Genomic DNA, 16,782 nt, shown 5'->3' with positions numbered 1-16,782 from the left:
AGGCAAGTTTGCGTTTCGGGTGAGCCGGGCTGGCCGCCGCTGACAAGTTATACCACGTTTGCGTTGATCGTGACCGATCGCAGCTTGGTGACGCTCAGGCGCCGCGCGGGCTGATACCGACCTGCGCTGAGTCAGACCCACCCGCAGGTCGGTTTTAGGCAAGGGTAAGCCTCAACCGGCAGATGGCACGGCGAGCGTCTGTTCGACAAAGCCGGCGAAAGCCCGCGCTTTGGCGCTGGTCATCCGTCCGCCGGGAAAGATCGCCCACAGGTCGACCGGGGGAAGCGACCAGTCCGCCAAGGCGCGCGTCACCAGGCCCTGGTCGAGTTCCGGAGCGAACATCCAGTCGGATGCGATCGTCAGGCCCATATCGGCGAGCACGGCGGCGCGTTGGCCTTCCGCCGCACTGACGCGCAAGCGCCCACGCACCGCGACCGAGACCTGCTTGCCGCCGCGCTCAAACGCCCATGTGTCGGCCAGGTGGCTGTTGGTCACCGCTTCATGTTCCACGAGTTCCGCAGGGCTGCGCGGTGCCCCGGCGCGGGCGAAATAGCCGGGAGTGGCCAGCACCGACCGTGCTCCCGTCGCCAGCTTGCGCGCAATGGCGGAGGAATCTGTCAGACGTCCCATCCTTATCGACAAATCGATCCCTTCGGCGACAAGATCGATAATCCGGTCGTCGAGAATGATTTCGACTTCGAGTTGAGGGTGCCTGGCCAGGAAGCCCGGGAGGCGCGGGATGATATGCAATCTGGCGAAGGTCGTTGCCGCCGAGACGCGCAGACGCCCGGAAAGCGCCGCGCCGGCTCCGCGCGCCGCGCGTTCGGCCTCGTCGGCTTCGGCAATCGCTGATTTGGCGCGTTCGTAGAAATGGCGCCCGGCCTCGGTCGGCGAGAGGCCGTGAGTCGACCGGATGAGCAGGCTGACCTGAAGGCGGTGTTCCAGCTGCGCGACAATCTTCGAGACGGCCGGCTGGCCGAGGTTGAGCTGGCGCGCCGCGGCGGAAAACGAGCCCGCCTCGATCACCCGCGTATAGGTGAGCATCTCGCGATACCGATCCACACCATTCCTCCTTGGAATGACCAATATTACTTTCTCGGCGCTGCCACGTCGATAGCAGAATGGTACTGATCGCCAGGTCGCTCCGCATGAAGCTGCTGTTCGGCGGGCACGAAAATATTCAGAAGGTTCTATGCCGAAGCTGTTTACACCCCTCTCTGTCGGAGCGCTCGCGCTGGAACATCGCGTCGTGATGGCGCCGCTCACCCGGATGCGCGCCAATTCCGACGACAGCCCCAGCCCGCTGATGCGCGAATATTATCAACAGCGCGCCTCTGCGGGCGGACTCATTATCTCCGAGGCGACGCCGGTCTCGCGCAATGGTTACGGCTTTGCCGGCGCCCCCGGCATCTATGACGACCGTCAGATCGACGGCTGGAAAGCGATTACCGATGCCGTGCACGAACGCGGCGGCAGCATGTTGTTGCAACTGTGGCATGTCGGCAGGAAGTCTCACCCCGCCTTGCAGCCCAATGGCGAGCAACCCGTGGGGCCATCGGCCATCCAGGCTGAGGGTTCGGCGATTACGCGCGACGGGCCGATTGCGTTTTCTCTGCCGCGCGCGCTCGAGCAGCATGAAATTCCCGGCATCGTCGCCCAATATGGCGCCGGCGCGGCGCGCGCCAAGGCCGCCGGTTTCGACGGTGTCGAGATCCACGGCGCGAATGGCTATCTTCCCGAACAATTCCTGCTCGACGGCACCAACCAGCGAAACGACGATTACGGCGGCACGATCGCCAACCGCGCGCGCTTCCTGCTCGAAATCACCCGGGCGGCCGCGGATGTCTTCGGCGCGGACCGCGTGGGCGTCCGGTTGAGCCCCGAAGGCGCGAGCGACAGCGATCCGCGCGCGACCTATGGCTATGTGGCGAGCGCGCTCGATGCGATGGGGATCGCCTATATCCACCTCATCGTCCCTTTCGACAAGGAAGCCGAGCCAGGCGCGGCACCAGCGGCGGATAAAAAGCCTATCCCCGAATCGATCCGTCACCTGCGCGCCTTGTTCAGCGGTGTGGTGTTCGTCTCGGGCGGGTTCGACAAGCAGAGCGCGCAAGCAGCCCTCGCCGCGGGCGAGGCGGACGCGGTGGCCTTCGGCCGGGCATTCATCGCCAATCCCGACCTGCCCGAGCGGCTGCGACTGGGGCGGCCGCTCAATGCCTATGACCGTTCGACATTCTACGGCGGTGGCGCACGGGGCTACACCGACTATCCGGCTTTCAACCAAGCGGATGGTCGCCGCCAATATCAGGACAATCCAGCATGACCCTGCAAGCCAAGCTCGACGAATTCAAGGCCGGCCTCGCCGCAGGCAAAGTGCCGCCAGAGATCCTCGCCAAATTGAACCAGTCCACCCAGGACCTCATCGCCAGCGGCCTTGCCGCGCGCGCATTGAAGGCGGGCGAAGCGGCGCCGGCTTTCACGCTTGACGACGCCGAGGGCAACCCGATTCCCACCAGCGAACTGCTGGCGAAGGGGCCGCTCGTCATCAGCTTTTATCGCGGCGTCTGGTGCCCGTTCTGCAATATGGAATTGCAAGCCTTGCAGGCGGCTTTGCCGGCGATCACCGAACTGGGCGCCAGCCTCGTCGCGATATCGCCGCAGACTGCGGCAAACAGCCGAAAATCCGTCCGCCAGAACGCGCTGACTTTCCCGATCCTGTCCGATCCTCGCAACGAGGTCGCCGCCATGTTCGGCCTGCGCTTCACCTTGCCCGGCTATTTGGCGGAGGTTTACCGGGGCTTCGGCAACGACCTGGCCTCGATCAATGGCGACGATAGCTGGACCCTGCCGATGCCCGGGCGCTTCGTCATCGGGCAAGACGGGACAATCCTCTATGCCGAGGTCAATCCGGACTACACCCATCGCCCGGAACCCGAAGACATTCTGCCGGCTTTGCGGCACGCGGCGGGCGCGGCCGCCTGAGGCATTTGCTGCCATCATAAATGAGGATCGGCGCCAAAAGGCCAACGCAGCGAGGCGACAACGCTTACCCATCCCGCGCCTCTTGCCCGCCTGCGAGTGCGAGCTGTTCGGACCGCGCAGGGCTTGGCGCGCCTCAACTAAGCCGCCAGATGGTTCGTGCCGAAGGCCCTGTAGACGGGACAACGGTCGATACGGAGTTCGAGCCATGCGTTTACTTGCTTCAGCATCAATTATGGGCCTGGCCATGGCAGCGTCCGTCGCGCCCGCCGCCCCGGCACCGGCGCTTGCTCCCGCGAGCTGGAGCGTGGAAAAAGCCCATTCCTCGCTAGGTTTTCAAGGCACGGTCAGCGGCGCGGCCTTCACCGGGGCCTTCCGGCGGTGGGACGCGAGCATCCGGTTCGATCCACGGGCACTCGCGCAGTCAAGCGTACTGGCCACAATCTCAATGGGTTCGGCGACGACCGGAGACCCGAGTCGCGACAGCGCGCTGCCCGGCGGCGACTGGTTCGCTGTCCAGAGCTTCCCTCGTGCAACCTTCGAGGCGCATGGTTTCAAGGCGTTAGGCGGCAATCGCTTTCAGACGAGCGGAACACTGACCATTCGCAATGTTCAGCGGCCCCTGTCGTTCCCATTTCAACTCGATGTGGCGGGCACTCGGGCGCATATGCGGGCCACCATCGCGATCGACCGGCGTGCGTTCGGTGTGGGACAGGGCCAATATGCCTCCACCGATTTGGTCGGCGGCAATGTTCAGGTTCGGATCGACCTGTGGGCGACGCGCCTTCCCTGATGCCGGCTGGTCAACCGTCGAACCGGTAGGCGTCCATTCGCATCACGCCGTGTTCGGCGGACTGGTGCAGCCGGATCGCGGTGGGGCGTTCGCCCGCCGCACCAAGCGCGACGAACAGCGGCATCAGATGCTCGTCGGTCGGATGGTTGCGCCGGGCGAAAGGCGCCCGTTCGCGATAATCGCCGAGCGCGGCGAGATCAGCCCTGTCGAGATGTTCGTGCATCCAGTCGGCGAATTCGGCGACCCAGCCGGGCGAGGGTGACGACACGCCCGCCCCCCGCCCCGCGCCGACCATCCATTCGCGCAGGTTGTGCGTGAACGAGCCCGAGCCGATGACGAGCACCCCCTCGCGCCGCAGCGGGGCGAGCGCCCGACCCAACGCCATGTGCACGCCCGCGCCCGCGCCAGCGACGAGCGCAAGTTGCGCGACGGGAATGTCAGCGGCGGGCCAGCCGAGCAACAGCGGCACCCATGCGCCGTGGTCGAGCCCGCGCTGCGCGTCGACCACCACCTGTACGCCCTGTTCGCCAAGCAGCACCCGCGCGCGCTCCACGAGACCGGGCGCACCCGGCGCCGGATAGTGCATCGCATAAAGCGCTTCGGGAAAGCCGCCGAAGTCATGGATGGTGCGGTGCGCGCCGAGCCCGTTCAGCATTGAGACCGGCGCCTGCCAATGCGCCGAAACGATGAGAATTGCCTTTGGTCGCGTTGGCAGAAGCGCGGGCAGCGTCTGGAGGAACGCCCGCGTCGGGCTGGGCTCGAGCATCATGCTTGGAGCACCATGGCTCACAAACAGGCTGGGAGGCACTGACAATCCCATATTTCGGACGGCTCCATCGAGAACTGGAACCGAATATTTAGGTGATTTCCAATTCCGCCGATATTCAGTGATCTGCGAGGTACATGGCCCACCATGGGTGTGAAATCGCTCAACTCAGGCTGCTTGTAACGCTTCATCGATCCGGCGTTGCCATGGCGGCGCGCTGGCAAAGCGCGCGACGAGGAAATCGATGAAGACCCGAACTTTCGCAGGCAGATGCTGATTGGGTGGGTAGACAGCATAGACATTGCCAATGTCGAACGGGGGATGATCGAGTTCGAGTATTTCGAGTCGACCGGCGGCAACCGCCTCGGCGACGATGAAGGTCGGCTGATAGATGACACCCAAACCTCTCATCGCCGCCGCCATCAGCGCATCGCCATTGCCGGCGCGCAGCGGCCCGGTGACAGGGACGACGACTTCGCCGCCCTTGCCGAAACTCCACGAGTTCGCTCCGACCGACGAGGATAGTGTGTAACCAAGGCATCGGTGATGTGCGAGATCGGCTACGGTCTTCGGGCGCCCATGGTTTGCCAGGTAGGAAGGTGATGCACAGACAGCCAGTGTACACGGCGCGAGACGACGCGCGATCATCGGGGAGTCGCGCAGCCGCCCGATGCGGATCGCAAGATCCCACCCTTCCTCAACCAGATCGACGAGCCGGTCGTTTAGGCCAAGGTCAATGGTGAGACCGGGGTGGGCTTCAAGAAGTTCATCCAAAACTGGAGCGATTTCGGTCGTCCCGAAAGAGACCGGCACATTGACCCTCAGCAACCCGCGCACCTCCAGCTTGTCGGCCGCGGCGACCGCTTCGGCCTCGTGAAGATCGGCAAGGACGCGCTGGGTGGCTTCGATATAGCTGCGACCGATTTCCGTGGGCGTCACCTTGCGAGTCGTACGATGGAACAGCCGGACGCCGAGCCGTTCCTCGATCGCGGCGACGTGTTTGGTCGCCATGGTTGGGGACATATGGAGTGCGCGTGCCGCGCCCGACAGGCTGCCGAGTTCGGCGACCTTGAGCAGCACCTCGATTCCCTGGAACCTGTCGAGCATGCGGTCAATCTCCCACTATGGGTGCCAGATATAGCCTGATTTTGGGGAATTATGTATAAAAATGTAGGAGTGACGTGCGGAATTGGTGTGAACTGGCTTTCGCTACGGGGTGAGTTGATCGCTGCCGCTCACACCTGGAGCGCGAAGAATGCTCCTCCTTAGCTGGATTAACCCGCGCCTACGCGCAAGGTAGGCGGGAGCGACCTGCCAATCACGGAATTTCGTCGACTGGCCCAGCATAAGGAACCCTTTATGACCAAGCTGCTCGTCCTTTACTATTCATCGCATGGCCACATAGAAACCATGGCAAACGCCGTGGCCGAGGGCGTCCGCTCGGCTGGGGCAGAGGCGGCAGTGAAGCGCGTCGCCGAAACAACGCCGGACGAGATCGCACAGCAACACGGATTCAAGCTCGATCAGCCGGCGCCAGTCGCAACGGTCGAGGAACTTCCCGAATATGATGGCATCATCTTCGGTTTCCCCACGCGTTTCGGCACGATGCCCGCGCAGATGAAGGCGTTTCTCGATCAGACCGGCGGACTCTGGTATGAGCGCAAGCTCCTCGGCAAGGTGGGCGCGTTCTTCACCTCGTCAGGTACGCAGCACGGCGGGCAGGAAGCCACGATCCTCGGGAGCATTCCCTTCCTCCTTCATCACGGCATGGTGGTCGCTGGGCTTCCCTACACCGCACAGGGCCAGTTGCGGCTCGACGAGGTGACCGGCGGCTCGCCTTATGGTGCCTCGACCATCGTCTCGACTGACCGCTCACGTCAGCCGTCGGCGAACGAGCTGGAGCTCGCGGCGCATCAAGGCAAATTCGTCGCCGAACTCGCGCGCAAGCTCGCCGCCGCCTGACTTCAAGACGCGGCACCGGGAGGGGCGTTTCCCCCGACGCCCCTCCCAATCCGGCTCGCAATGTTTCGTCTATGATCGCCAGCCGACCTTCCCGCGCCAAAAGGTCATCCAGCCCAATAGCTCGCCAATATGCCGGAGCAGGCGATAGCTTAGCGCCTCTGCCGCGCCGACAAGCACGATGATGGGCGCGCGCGCCTCGCGCTCGCCGCCGGTCCATGCGCGATAGGTCCGCTCCGCCCAAAGCGCCGTGCCACCATTCATCACCGCGCGCGCGACGATCGCCGTCAGCACCAGGCCAAGCGCCGGAGTCGCCGGCGCGAAGAGCGCCGCGCCAAGACTGGCTGCGGTTGCGAGCCCCAGCAGTGGCTGCGCGGCGTCGAAGGTCTTCGCGACCATCAGGCGGGTGCCGAGCCGCGCGAAGCGTGGATTGCCGATCATCCCGCGGTATCGCCAATGCGTCTGGAGAAATCCCCCGAACCAGCGGCGGCGCTGACGGATGAGCGCCAATGGCGTCGCCGGAGCTTCAGTGTGGACGACAGCGCCCGCGACAACGCCGATCTTCCAGCTCAACCCGTGCCTGTTCGCATGCAAATGGGCGCGGTGGGCCAGATCATAGTCCTCAGCAAGGCAATCCGGATCAAACCCGCCCACAGCGTCGAAGCATTCGCGGCTGATCGCCATACACGCGCCCGCGACGAGCTGGAGCGCATTGTCCTTCTCCCACGCCCGGCTCTGCAGCGCGGTCATGCGATATTCATGCGCCTGAAACGCGCGCATGACACGTGCACCGACGGCATTCTGGGTCATCGGCTCAAGGATCCCGGTCGCGACCGCCAGATCGGCATCATGGGCGAAGGCGTCGCGCATCGCGCCCACTGCGCCACGGCCAATCAGCGTATCCGCGTCGAGCAGCATCACCACCTCGCTCCGCGCGCGCGCCACCGCGAGGTTCATCGCGCGTGCCTTGCCGCCATGCTGCAACCGCAGCCAGCAAAGGCCCGTCATCGGCGCATTGGCAGGGTACGGATCGGCCGTGGCGGGATTCAACCCGAACTGCGTGGCCAGAATGTCGGCGGTCGCATCTATCGAACCATCGTCGGCGATCAGGATCGCGTCCGGAGGATCGGACTGATTGAGCAGCCGCGCGATCGCGGCGGGCAGGTTCGCCGCCTCATTATAGGCGGCAAGGATGACCGTGATCGACGGCGGCTTCGCACGTGCGCGCGCCCGCTCGCCCCTTGCGCGGCGAAGCTGGCGGACGACATGGCCTGCAACAGCCGCGTCGTAGGCGAACAGCGCGAGCGTCCCTGCGAACGCCGCCTGCGCCGGAGCGAAAGAACCTGGCATTGTTACCAACCGCGCGATTTAACCGGCCCAGTTCGCCGCGCTCACCCATTGATAGGCGAGCGGCGCCTCGCGAAAGGCGAAGCGATCCAGATGCTCCTCGAACACACGCCGGAAGCGCACCGCCTCGCCCTCCGCCGGCGTGGTCAGCCGCATTACGATGCGCGTCCTGTCGGGCTCGAGCGTTAGAATGATTTCGGGGCCGAAGGCGATGGTGGTGACGCCCTCGGCCTCGATGATCGCAAGCCTGTGGCCCCAATGTTTGACGAGCTGGCGTACATAGCGCTCGGCATTGGGTGTGGCGACTGAGCCTGTGGTGACGAACATGGGCGGGACCTTTGCGGGTAAAGGCGTGCTCAGGCAGCGGTGCGCAGCGCGCGCGAGGCGGGAACGAGCGGGCCGGCGGGGACGATCTGCGACGGGTTGATCGCCTTGATCGAATAATAGCCGTGCTTGATGTGATCGATATTCACCGTGCCTTCGATCCCGGGAAGATCGCGCACCCGCGCCATATAGCGCGACAGCGCCGGATAGTCGGCGATGCGGCGGATGTTGCACTTGAAGAGCCCGTGATAGGCAACGTCGAAACGGATCAGAGTCACGAACAGGCGAATATCGCTCTCGGTCAGCCGCTCGCCGAGAAGATAGGGGCCGCCCGTTGCAAGCCGCGCCTCGAGCGTGTCGAGCATCGCAAAGACGCCTGCGACCGCCTCGTCATAGGCCTCCTGCGACTGGGCGAAGCCCGCGCGGTAAACACCGTTGTTGAGCGGCGCATAGATCGCCTCCGACAGCGCGTCGATGTCGCTTGCGAGGTCGGCGGGGTAAAGATCGGCATCGCGCGTTGCCAGATGGCCAAAGCCGGTGGTCATCATCCGCAAGATATCGGCCGATTCGTTGTTGACGATCGTCGCACGCTGCTTGTCCCACAGGATCGGCACCGTCGCGCGGCCGGTGTAGCGCGGGTCGGCGGCGGTGTAGAGTTCGTGGACATGAGCCGCGCCGAGCAGCGGGTCGGCATCAGCGCCAGGGAACGGATCGAACGACCAGCCGAACGCGCCGAGATGCGGATTGGCCACCGACACGCCGATCACATCCTCGAGCCCTTTCAGCGCGCGCGCCATCAAAGTGCGCGATGCCCAGGGGCAGATGAGTGCCACCGTGAGATGATATCGGCCTGGCTCGGCCTTGAACCCGCCTTCGCCCGTGGGTCCGGGCGCGCCGTCGCGCGTCACCCAATTGCGGAAGCTCGAATCCTTGCGCACAAAGCGCCCCTTGGCGTCGGCGCCCTGAAAGGGTTGCCACTCCGCCGACCATTTACCGTCGATGAGCATCGATCATTCCTTCGTTGCATGACACAAGCGTCAAAGCGCGTGGCCGGTCCGCTCGCGCTTGGTTTCCAGATACCGGGCATTGTGCGGATTGGCGGGCAGGCGGTGTGGCACGCGTTCGGCGATGGTGATGCCCGCCGCTTCAAGCACGCGCACCTTCGCCGGATTGTTGGTGAGCAGGCGAATGCGCGCCTCGCCCAGCAAGCGCAGCATCCGCGCCGCGATGCGGAAGTCGCGCGCGTCGACCGCGAAGCCCAGCCGTGTGTTGGCATCGACCGTATCGAATCCCCGGTCCTGCAAGGCATAGGCGCGCAGCTTGTTGACGAGGCCGATGCCGCGCCCCTCCTGCCGGAGGTAAAGCAGGATGCCCCAGCCGTTGGCGGCAATCGCCTCGATCGCGGCGTGAAGCTGCGGGCCGCAATCGCATTTGAGGCTGCCCAGCATATCGCCGGTCAGGCATTCGCTGTGAAGCCGCACCAGCGGTGGCTGGCCATTGGGCCTGCCGATCACCAGCGCGATATGTTCGCCAGGCATTTCAGGCGTGCGGAAAGCGACGATTTCGGCATCGTCGATCGCCGCCACCGGCAACCGCGCGCGCGCCGCGATTGTCAAACGGTCAGCGTCATCATAGGCGGCAATATCTTCGGCCGTTACCTCGACTGCGACTTGTCCCGAAGTCGTCGCGACAAACGCCGGAAGGATCCCGGCGCGCATTGCCAATCGAAGTGCCGCAGCCGCTAGCGGGGCGCTGGAAAGCTCGGCAGCGGCGAAACCGTCCGTAAAACCCGTTGCAGTGCCGAATGTCGGATCGGCAATGGCCGTTGCCATCTGAAAGTCGAACCCGCCGTTGCGCCTCAACAGGATCGGTTCGTCTGGCTCGCGCAAGCCCACACTTTGCCCTAAGTCGAGCGTGACCACGCGCCCTGCCGAGACAAGCAACGCGGCATTGTTATCGGGGGTAAATTCCGCGAACCGAACCGGATCGGCGGTCTCGATCGGCAACAGCGCCAAACCGCCCTCTTCGTTGAAGACGGCGACTGGCCAACCGCGCCGCAGCGCGTCCAAGGCACGCGCTGCGCGCCGAGCGGCTGAAGTCTCACGCATTTCATTGGCTGACGGCGGTGATGCCGGCATCGGCTGAAAATGGGCAAGGTGCAGATGGGCAAGAGCGTACATTTGGGATTCACTCTTTCGCTTCGCAGAGAAACATCGTCCGATGCAGTACAAACTGCAGGCGTAATGGCGCTTGTCGGTTGTTGTTATAATTCAACGCTTAAGCGGCTTTAATACAGATCATTGGGCGATCATTTCGTACTCATGATACGAGACGATCGCCCATCAGCCACTTGCGGCCGGCTCATCTTTGCCAGGTCGTTGGCGCAAACCGGGGATCATGCGCGCAAGAACATCGTCCTTCAGTACAAGGTGATGGCGCAGCGCCGCTGCCACATGCCCGACGACGATCAGTACGAGCCCATAGGCCATGAGGGCATGCGTGGTCGCGAGTGCCGGCTCGACTTGTGCTCGGTTCGCGATCGTCGAAAGCAGCGGCAGGTGCGGCCAGGGCACGACGCCATAAAGCAAGGTCGGGATATTGAGCACTGCCGCCGACACGACCGCCCAGCCCAGCAGCGGCACTGCGAACTGCAATAGATAGAGCACCCAATGCCCCGCGTGCGCCAGCAGCCGCTCATTGCGCGACATAGTCGCAGGTAGAGCGGGTGCAGGATGCCAGATCCGCCATCCCAGGCGCAATACAGCCAGCAACAACACGGTGATGCCGATCGACTTGTGGAGCTGGTAGACTTTGAACTTGAACAATATGGGCAAGTCCAGCTTCGTCATCGCCATTCCCATAACGATGAGGGCCACGATTCCTGCCGCCAATGCCCAATGAAGGACAATGGCGACCAGCGTGTAGCGCGACGGCGGGTTTCCCTCGTTCACGACGTTACGACTTGAGCTCGAAAGCACCGGCGATCGTAAGCTTCACGTCATCGCCGATCACGGGCGCAAATGTGCTCACACCGAAATCCGTGCGCTTGAAATGGCCCGTCGCCGAAAAGCCGACGGTAGTAGCCTTGTTAATCGGATTTGTGCCGGTGCCGATGAACCGCGCCTTGAGGGTCAGCGGCCGCGTCACGCCATGGAGCGTCAGGCTGCCGGCGACATCGGCCTGACCGGGGCCAGTGACCCTGACGCTGCTCGAGGCAAAGGATGCGGTGTCGAATTTGGCCGCGTCGAGCCACTTGTCGCCCTTCAGCTCCTCGGATAACTGGGAAACGGTGGTGGTGAGCGAGGCAATCGGAATCGCGACATCGAGCTTGGCGGCAGCGGGTTTGGCCGGATCGATGCTGAGCGTGCCCGACGCCCCCGACACGAAGCCCGAGAAATCGGTAAATCCGAAATGCGAGACCGAGAAGATCACCTGCGAATGGTTGGGATCGATTGCGTAGGTTCCGGCCTTGATCGCATGAGGATTGGGCGAGGACACGCCTTGCGCCAGGACTACAGCGGAGGCGGCCCCCAGAGCGAGGACCGATGCGGCGATGAATATGTGTCGACGAAGCGTGATCATGATTTTCCCCTGTGCAAGGTTTTCGCTGCGACCAAAATTAGCTCGCAGCCGAAAAACGGGAATACCGCCGTCGCAAAATGCAGCTCGCACTCGCGGTGTGGAAGGAGTGGAGCTTCGGGGATGGAAAACCCGCATACGACCTTCCTGCAGAGGGGGTGTTCGATCATGCTGGTGACGGCAGATCGTCAATAGCGGCGGTCATAATTACGGCCACTAGCAGTGCGCCAGCGAACAAGATCACCCACGGCTGGAAAGCTGGCCGGCCGCTGGCCAAAACCGTCGTCAAGCTTTGCCACGAAAGGAGTCAGTATTGTGGGAATGCCAATGACTATGATTGTACCTGTCACACCCAGAAGCGAGCACCAGAATGGACCGAGGATCTGCCAAAAACCTCGGGTTCAGACTATGCACCGCAAGGTTTGCTGATCGAGCTAACAAGGACCGGGTTTACGATGGTGGCCTCGCGGCCCAACTTTGAAGATCAAGTCACTGCGGTCGCGTGGCGCATCCGGCGCGCCGACATCGTGGTCAAGCGCCTCGCCGACCCGATTGCCGCTGACGTCTTCGAGACTACTCCCGATGACGAGTCTGTAGACCCCTGGGCGCCAGTTCCGGTTGGGACGCCAGCACCAGGAGCTTCCACTAGCGGAGACTTTCATTTGCCCCAATTGGGATCGTCCTAGGCCATCCACGACATCCAACTGATCTTGAAGCAGCGCTACGTCCATCACTCGGTCGAATGTGACCCGAAGAGTTCCCCTGGACCCGGCACGGGGCGAAGCGAGACCCCAGGCATGCAGGTCAATAGGCTCGCGGAGCGCCCGCGTGACCTGGAATCTAAATCGCTTAGTTTTGATCTCAACTGTATAGCTGAGGCCCGGTTGAAGAGGGGCAGCGCTGGCGTCGGCGCCTTCGACATCCCGTTTGACACGACCTGGGTCAAACAAGACTGTAAGGCGCCGTCCGTCGGGACTCCAGATATCCTGACCGAAGTCCATGAACGCATTGTCGATCTGCCGACCGTCAGCGTCGAGCAGCCGAATGTCCCGTGTGGTCACTGTCCCACGGGCCGGACGGTCGAAGGTGACATAGAGGCGGAGCGTATTTGCAGGTATCGACTTCGCCGCTGGCGAAATCGATACTACCTGAGGCGCGGCACTGCTCGACGCCAGTACCATCAAGGCTAGGAGGTCGGCAATCATTTGTCGCCGGGCCCGCCACCCTTAAAGTCATATTCGGACCAGATTTCGCTGAGATTGTTGATCGGCAAAGGAAATGTCAGTGTCGCTTGAAGATTGAGCGAGCCGGAAGGCGCATCACGGGTCACGGATATCAGATAGTTGTCGTCCAGCTTGTCAGCAAACAGGGATGACCCAATAAACATCAGCGACTTGCCCACTGGGCCCAGCGGGTATTCTGGTCGCCAGTCGCCAACGCCGCCATGGGGCGAATTATCGGGCGAATAGGCGACCGCTTTCTGCAAACCGGCAATCGGGATTATGCGCGGGTCGTGCCCGGCATTCGTCACAAACAGGCTGGGTTCGCCGTGGAACGATATCGAAACCAGGCTGAGCGGTTGGCCATTGCCCATGTCGCCAACCGTCCGACCTGTCACTTTGGCACCATCCTTCAAGTCCGCGGTAGGTATTAGGACGATTGGGCTGCAGGTGTAGGCGGCGATGAGCGTGTCCTGACCATCGATAGTGGCGAACGCCATGGCTCGGACGGGAGCTCGGGTCTCATAGCGCTCGTGGGCGACGTGGTAGATTCTAACGGCGGTCGATGAAGATCGGCCTTCAAATGGATAGGGCACCCGTCGCAGCGTCGACGCAAATTCCTCATTAGAGATGCCTGCGACGAACAGCTCTCCATTGTGGAATTTCATGTCGACGATGGTCATAGACCGCATAGGCGTCGTCGCTTTGAGGCGATCTCGGGTGGCCGTCGGCAAGGGCAGATCGCCAGTTCGGTCACGGAAGTGTTGGTCCAACGTTGGTGTGTCGGGGACGAACCATGTGGTATGTTTAGGGTCAGGACTCGTTGATCAGAGCCAGAAGATGACGGTTGCTGCGAGGACGATGGCCGAGAGGAAGGCGGTTGGACACCTGTCGTAGCGTGTGGCGACACGCCGCCAGTCTTTCAGGCGACCGAACATGATCTCGATCCGGTTGCGGCGCTTGTAGCGACGTTTGTCGTATTTTACGGCCTTGTTCCGGGATTTCCGACCCGGGATGCAGGGGGTGATGCCTTTTTCCTGCAAGGCATCGCGGAACCAGTCGGCGTCGTAACCACGATCCGCCAGCAGCCATTGGGCTTTGGGAAGTTCGTCCAGCAAGGCCGCCGCGCCGATATAATCGCTGACCTGACCTGCGGTCATGAAGAAGCTGATCGGCCGACCATTGGTATCCGTCACAGCATGAAGCTTGGTGTTCATGCCGCCTTTCGTGCGGCCAATCAGGCGGCCCCCATCCCCTTTTTTACCGCAAGGCTCGATGCCGTGCGGTGCGCCTTGAGATAGGTCGCGTCGATCATCACCGTCTTGCGTTCGGATGCCTGGGGCGCAGCCAGGCCTTCCATTATCCGCAGGAATACGCCCTTGTCGCCCCACCGCTTCCAACGATTGTACAACGTCTTGTGCGGCCCATAGTCTTTCGGTGCATCGCGCCAGCGCAGCCCATTGCGGTTCACAAAGATAATACCGCTCAACACCCGGCGATCATCAACCCGAGGCTTGCCGTGGCTCTTGGGAAAATAAGGCTCAAGCCGCGCCATCTGCTCATCCGTCAGCCAATATAGGTCGCTCAAATCCAGTCTCCTCACAGAGACTGAATCAGATCGGAGCCCGCAGATCAATGGGTCCTGACCCTAGCGTGCGCCATGTCTACCCGGGACAGAACTCCGGTTGGCGACACCTTTACCAAAGCTGGTCTTCCAGCGCCGAAAGAAGCTGATAAATAGACCTCGTGGGTAATGGGGTGGACCGCCATGCCGTTGATACGGAGGCCAGACTTGGGCGTCTTGAGCAGCACGGCGATTCGACTGTCGATACCGTCGATATCCAACGGCGCCGCCGTTGCAGGTGCGGCCCCTTCGTCCATCGGGAAAGCGAACACTGCGCCGTTGATGTTATCGCCGACGAACAGCACTCCATCGGGACTAAACGCGAGGGTCCCAGCGTACTGTAGCGTTTTTACGGTTGGTGATGACATGCCCGGCACAGGGGTGGCTCGGGCCGCCACGGGAGCAAAATTCGGCACCACGACTAGCAGAGCACTTGCCGCTGCAAGGAGAGATGACTTGATCATGTCTGATCTTTCGTTTTGTTGGCAGTGATACGACTTACGGGCCACGGGACCGACCTGGCACGGGCTGCTGCAAACCCAGCAGGGCAAGAGCATAGATAGCCAGACTTGCGCGTATCAGCAGTAGGCTGCGAGGAATATAGCTTATCACAACAAGGAATAGGTGGTCGGAACTTGGGGGTTGGCGCTGACCGCAGGCAGTACCCGACAGATCGGCACTATTCCCCGCAGCGCAGGTTATACTTGCAGCGTAAGCTATTTTTTGAGACAGTGCTCGTCGAACGACAAAATTTTCTACCGTCCGAGGTGATCCACCCTAATTTTGAAAGATATGTTGGTAATATTGATAGTACTGCTGATTTTCTTTTGCTGATTTACAGGAAAAGTCAGCCTCTTGGGTGCCCGATGGGTGTCCCTTGACCACCCTAAGGCGTTGTCGCCAAAGGCTATGCCGCCTCAACTGCATGGGCCTCGAAGGAAACGCCTAATCGTTTGCGTATCGCCCCGAAGATTGCGGCAAGATTGTCCATGCTCGGGTTGCCTTTCGCCGACAACATCCGGTGCAGGCTCTTGCTGGGACGATTGGACTCGGTTGCCAACTCCTCGAAACCGACCGAGGCATTGACGAGATTGCGCAGGATCAGCCGCGCCACATGCGGTTCCCCATTGAGGAACGCAGCGCCGCTTCATCTAGCATGGCCTTGGCGAAGGCGGGATCGCGCGCGGCGCGCTCCTTCACCGATTCCTTGAAATCGCGGGTCAGAACCATCTTGTCACTTCCTGTCTTTCCTGATCGCTGCCTTGCGGGCCTTGTATTCGCTCAGCAGCACACCCGCCCGTTCGATGTCGGACTGCTGCCGCTTCTTCGTCCCGCCCACGAACAGGATGATGAGTTCATCCCCATCCCGGGCGAGATAGAGCCGGTAGCCCGGTCCCCAATCGATCCGGTATTCCCCGGGCCCGCCGCCGATCCATTTGACGTTCGACAAATTGCCCAGCTCCAGCCGGACAATGGCTGTCGCCACCTTGGCCGAAGCCTGGGAATCAAGATCGTCGAACCATGATCGGAACGGGCTTGAGCCGTCCTCGCGGATGTACTCCTGAACAATCAACTCACGCCCATTTTGGTAACATATACGTTACCAATTGTCCAGAGAGGCCTATCGATCAGGCCGCACGACGCCGAACCGGGAACCGGAAGTCCTCGCCTACCGGCGGCGCGAAACTCCGGCGCGAGCGCCCGCCGATCGCCTTGACCGGCAGCTCGATCAGCGAGCCAGGATCGGGGAGGCCTTCGCTCAGCTTGTCCGCCCAGACCTGTGCCAGCTCACGGCGGCGCGGCATATAGGCCGCGCGGTTGTAGGCGCCTTCTACCTTCTCCTTGGGAACGTGGGCGAGCATCAGGTCGATCACTTTTCGGTCATGATCCTTGCCCTCACGCTCAGCCCATTCGTTCATGATGGTCGAGAATGCCGCGCGGAACCCGTGCGGCACATGATGGCCATGATAGCCGGCGCGGTTCAGTAGGTAGCCGATGGCGTTCTCGCTCATCGGCCGGTGCGTGTGCCGGTTACTCGGAAACAGCAGCGGACCTTCCCCGGTCAGTGGCCATAGGGCCTTGAGCACCGCAATCGCCTGCGGCGTCAGAGGCTATAGCGCGACGATCTGGGTGAGAGGTCAGCGACTATCAGGATGAGAACAGATTGTCGCGGCGGGTTCATGGTGCCGGG

21 protein-coding genes are annotated in these 16,782 nt (G+C 62.3%); 5 read left to right on the top strand and 16 right to left on the bottom strand.

What is annotated here, in order from left to right; translation table 11 throughout:
* Positions 1 to 171: 171 nt before the first annotated feature.
* Positions 172 to 1,062, bottom strand: a complete 891-nt coding sequence (locus CV103_RS19970) for a LysR family transcriptional regulator (RefSeq protein WP_107395952.1) — start codon at positions 1,060 to 1,062, stop codon at positions 172 to 174.
* 130 nt (positions 1,063 to 1,192) lie between these two features.
* On the opposite strand from CV103_RS19970, the gene CV103_RS19965 reads away from it, so the two are divergent.
* From CV103_RS19965 to CV103_RS19955, 3 genes are all read left to right on the top strand, one after another.
* The gene (locus CV103_RS19965; RefSeq protein ID WP_107395951.1) at positions 1,193 to 2,323 is read left to right on the top strand and encodes an alkene reductase; all 1,131 of its coding nucleotides are present in this window, start codon (positions 1,193 to 1,195) and stop codon (positions 2,321 to 2,323) included.
* Entirely contained in the window at positions 2,320 to 2,982 is a 663-nt protein-coding gene (locus CV103_RS19960; RefSeq protein ID WP_107395950.1) for a peroxiredoxin-like family protein, read from the top strand. The genes CV103_RS19965 and CV103_RS19960 overlap by 4 nt, the downstream gene beginning before the upstream one ends.
* A gap of 205 nt (positions 2,983 to 3,187) precedes the next feature.
* The gene (locus tag CV103_RS19955) at positions 3,188 to 3,772 is read left to right on the top strand and encodes a YceI family protein (protein ID WP_211314431.1); all 585 of its coding nucleotides are present in this window, start codon (positions 3,188 to 3,190) and stop codon (positions 3,770 to 3,772) included.
* Between the two features lie 10 nt (positions 3,773 to 3,782).
* Here CV103_RS19955 and CV103_RS19950 read toward each other — a convergent pair whose 3' ends face one another.
* Entirely contained in the window at positions 3,783 to 4,592 is an 810-nt protein-coding gene (locus tag CV103_RS19950) for a DODA-type extradiol aromatic ring-opening family dioxygenase (protein WP_107395948.1), read from the bottom strand.
* 114 nt (positions 4,593 to 4,706) lie between these two features.
* Positions 4,707 to 5,645, bottom strand: coding sequence for a LysR family transcriptional regulator (locus CV103_RS19945; RefSeq protein WP_107395947.1), 939 nt, complete (start codon positions 5,643 to 5,645; stop codon positions 4,707 to 4,709).
* 252 nt (positions 5,646 to 5,897) lie between these two features.
* Between CV103_RS19945 and wrbA the strand changes: the two genes are divergently transcribed.
* Positions 5,898 to 6,500 carry an NAD(P)H:quinone oxidoreductase gene (gene wrbA / locus CV103_RS19940; RefSeq protein ID WP_107395946.1) on the top strand — a complete coding sequence of 201 codons (603 nt, stop codon included), beginning with the start codon at positions 5,898 to 5,900 and terminating at the stop codon, positions 6,498 to 6,500.
* A 69-nt stretch (positions 6,501 to 6,569) separates the two neighbouring features.
* Here wrbA and CV103_RS19935 read toward each other — a convergent pair whose 3' ends face one another.
* From CV103_RS19935 to CV103_RS19910, 6 genes are all read right to left on the bottom strand, one after another.
* The gene (locus tag CV103_RS19935) at positions 6,570 to 7,847 is read right to left on the bottom strand and encodes a glycosyltransferase family 2 protein (protein WP_107395945.1); all 1,278 of its coding nucleotides are present in this window, start codon (positions 7,845 to 7,847) and stop codon (positions 6,570 to 6,572) included.
* Between the two features lie 18 nt (positions 7,848 to 7,865).
* Positions 7,866 to 8,171, bottom strand: a complete 306-nt coding sequence (locus CV103_RS19930) for a DUF2218 domain-containing protein (RefSeq protein WP_107395944.1) — start codon at positions 8,169 to 8,171, stop codon at positions 7,866 to 7,868.
* Between the two features lie 29 nt (positions 8,172 to 8,200).
* Positions 8,201 to 9,175 (bottom strand): glutathione S-transferase family protein, encoded by a 975-nt coding sequence (locus CV103_RS19925; RefSeq protein WP_107395943.1) that lies wholly within the window; start codon positions 9,173 to 9,175, stop codon positions 8,201 to 8,203.
* A 30-nt stretch (positions 9,176 to 9,205) separates the two neighbouring features.
* The gene (gene ribA / locus CV103_RS19920) at positions 9,206 to 10,276 is read right to left on the bottom strand and encodes a GTP cyclohydrolase II (RefSeq protein ID WP_107395942.1); all 1,071 of its coding nucleotides are present in this window, start codon (positions 10,274 to 10,276) and stop codon (positions 9,206 to 9,208) included.
* Between the two features lie 234 nt (positions 10,277 to 10,510).
* Positions 10,511 to 11,119 carry a cytochrome b gene (locus CV103_RS19915; protein ID WP_107395941.1) on the bottom strand — a complete coding sequence of 203 codons (609 nt, stop codon included), beginning with the start codon at positions 11,117 to 11,119 and terminating at the stop codon, positions 10,511 to 10,513.
* 4 nt (positions 11,120 to 11,123) lie between these two features.
* A complete protein-coding gene (locus CV103_RS19910; RefSeq protein WP_107395940.1) occupies positions 11,124 to 11,750 on the bottom strand; it encodes a YceI family protein in 627 nt (208 codons plus the stop codon).
* A 77-nt stretch (positions 11,751 to 11,827) separates the two neighbouring features.
* Here CV103_RS19910 and CV103_RS22240 point away from each other — a divergent pair, with 77 nt between their 5' ends.
* Positions 11,828 to 12,433 (top strand): hypothetical protein, encoded by a 606-nt coding sequence (locus CV103_RS22240; protein WP_146163460.1) that lies wholly within the window; start codon positions 11,828 to 11,830, stop codon positions 12,431 to 12,433.
* 515 nt (positions 12,434 to 12,948) lie between these two features.
* On the opposite strand, the gene CV103_RS22235 is transcribed toward CV103_RS22240, so the two are convergent.
* The 7 genes from CV103_RS22235 to CV103_RS19880 form a co-directional block, all read right to left on the bottom strand.
* Positions 12,949 to 13,650, bottom strand: a complete 702-nt coding sequence (locus CV103_RS22235) for a hypothetical protein (protein ID WP_146163459.1) — start codon at positions 13,648 to 13,650, stop codon at positions 12,949 to 12,951.
* Between the two features lie 144 nt (positions 13,651 to 13,794).
* Positions 13,795 to 14,555, bottom strand: a protein-coding gene (locus CV103_RS19900) for an IS5 family transposase (protein WP_107395938.1) whose coding sequence is annotated in 2 segments (ribosomal slippage) — positions 13,795 to 14,219 and positions 14,219 to 14,555 — 762 coding nt in all. Because the reading frame shifts where the segments join, the coding sequence is not laid out codon by codon here.
* A gap of 44 nt (positions 14,556 to 14,599) precedes the next feature.
* Positions 14,600 to 15,055: a hypothetical protein gene (locus tag CV103_RS19895; RefSeq protein WP_146163458.1), complete on the bottom strand. Its 456-nt coding sequence runs from the start codon at positions 15,053 to 15,055 to the stop codon at positions 14,600 to 14,602.
* Between the two features lie 443 nt (positions 15,056 to 15,498).
* Complete coding sequence (locus CV103_RS22985) at positions 15,499 to 15,705, bottom strand: helix-turn-helix domain-containing transcriptional regulator (RefSeq protein WP_245896971.1); 207 nt, start codon at positions 15,703 to 15,705, stop codon at positions 15,499 to 15,501.
* Positions 15,693 to 15,821: a hypothetical protein gene (locus CV103_RS23120; protein WP_281258515.1), complete on the bottom strand. Its 129-nt coding sequence runs from the start codon at positions 15,819 to 15,821 to the stop codon at positions 15,693 to 15,695. Before CV103_RS23120 ends, CV103_RS22985 begins: the two co-directional genes overlap by 13 nt.
* Positions 15,822 to 15,825: 4 nt before the next feature.
* On the bottom strand, positions 15,826 to 16,164 hold the full coding sequence (locus tag CV103_RS19885) for a type II toxin-antitoxin system RelE/ParE family toxin (protein ID WP_107395936.1): 339 nt from the start codon (positions 16,162 to 16,164) through the stop codon (positions 15,826 to 15,828).
* A gap of 55 nt (positions 16,165 to 16,219) precedes the next feature.
* The gene (locus tag CV103_RS19880; RefSeq protein ID WP_342749180.1) at positions 16,220 to 16,603 is read right to left on the bottom strand and encodes a tyrosine-type recombinase/integrase; all 384 of its coding nucleotides are present in this window, start codon (positions 16,601 to 16,603) and stop codon (positions 16,220 to 16,222) included.
* Positions 16,604 to 16,782 lie beyond the last annotated feature (179 nt).

The sequence above is a fragment of the Edaphosphingomonas fennica genome, assembly GCF_003034225.1.
Lineage (GTDB): Bacteria > Pseudomonadota > Alphaproteobacteria > Sphingomonadales > Sphingomonadaceae > Sphingomonas_E > Sphingomonas_E fennica.
Note: the sequence above shows the minus strand (reverse complement) of the source record. Positions and strands in the feature narration are given on the sequence as shown.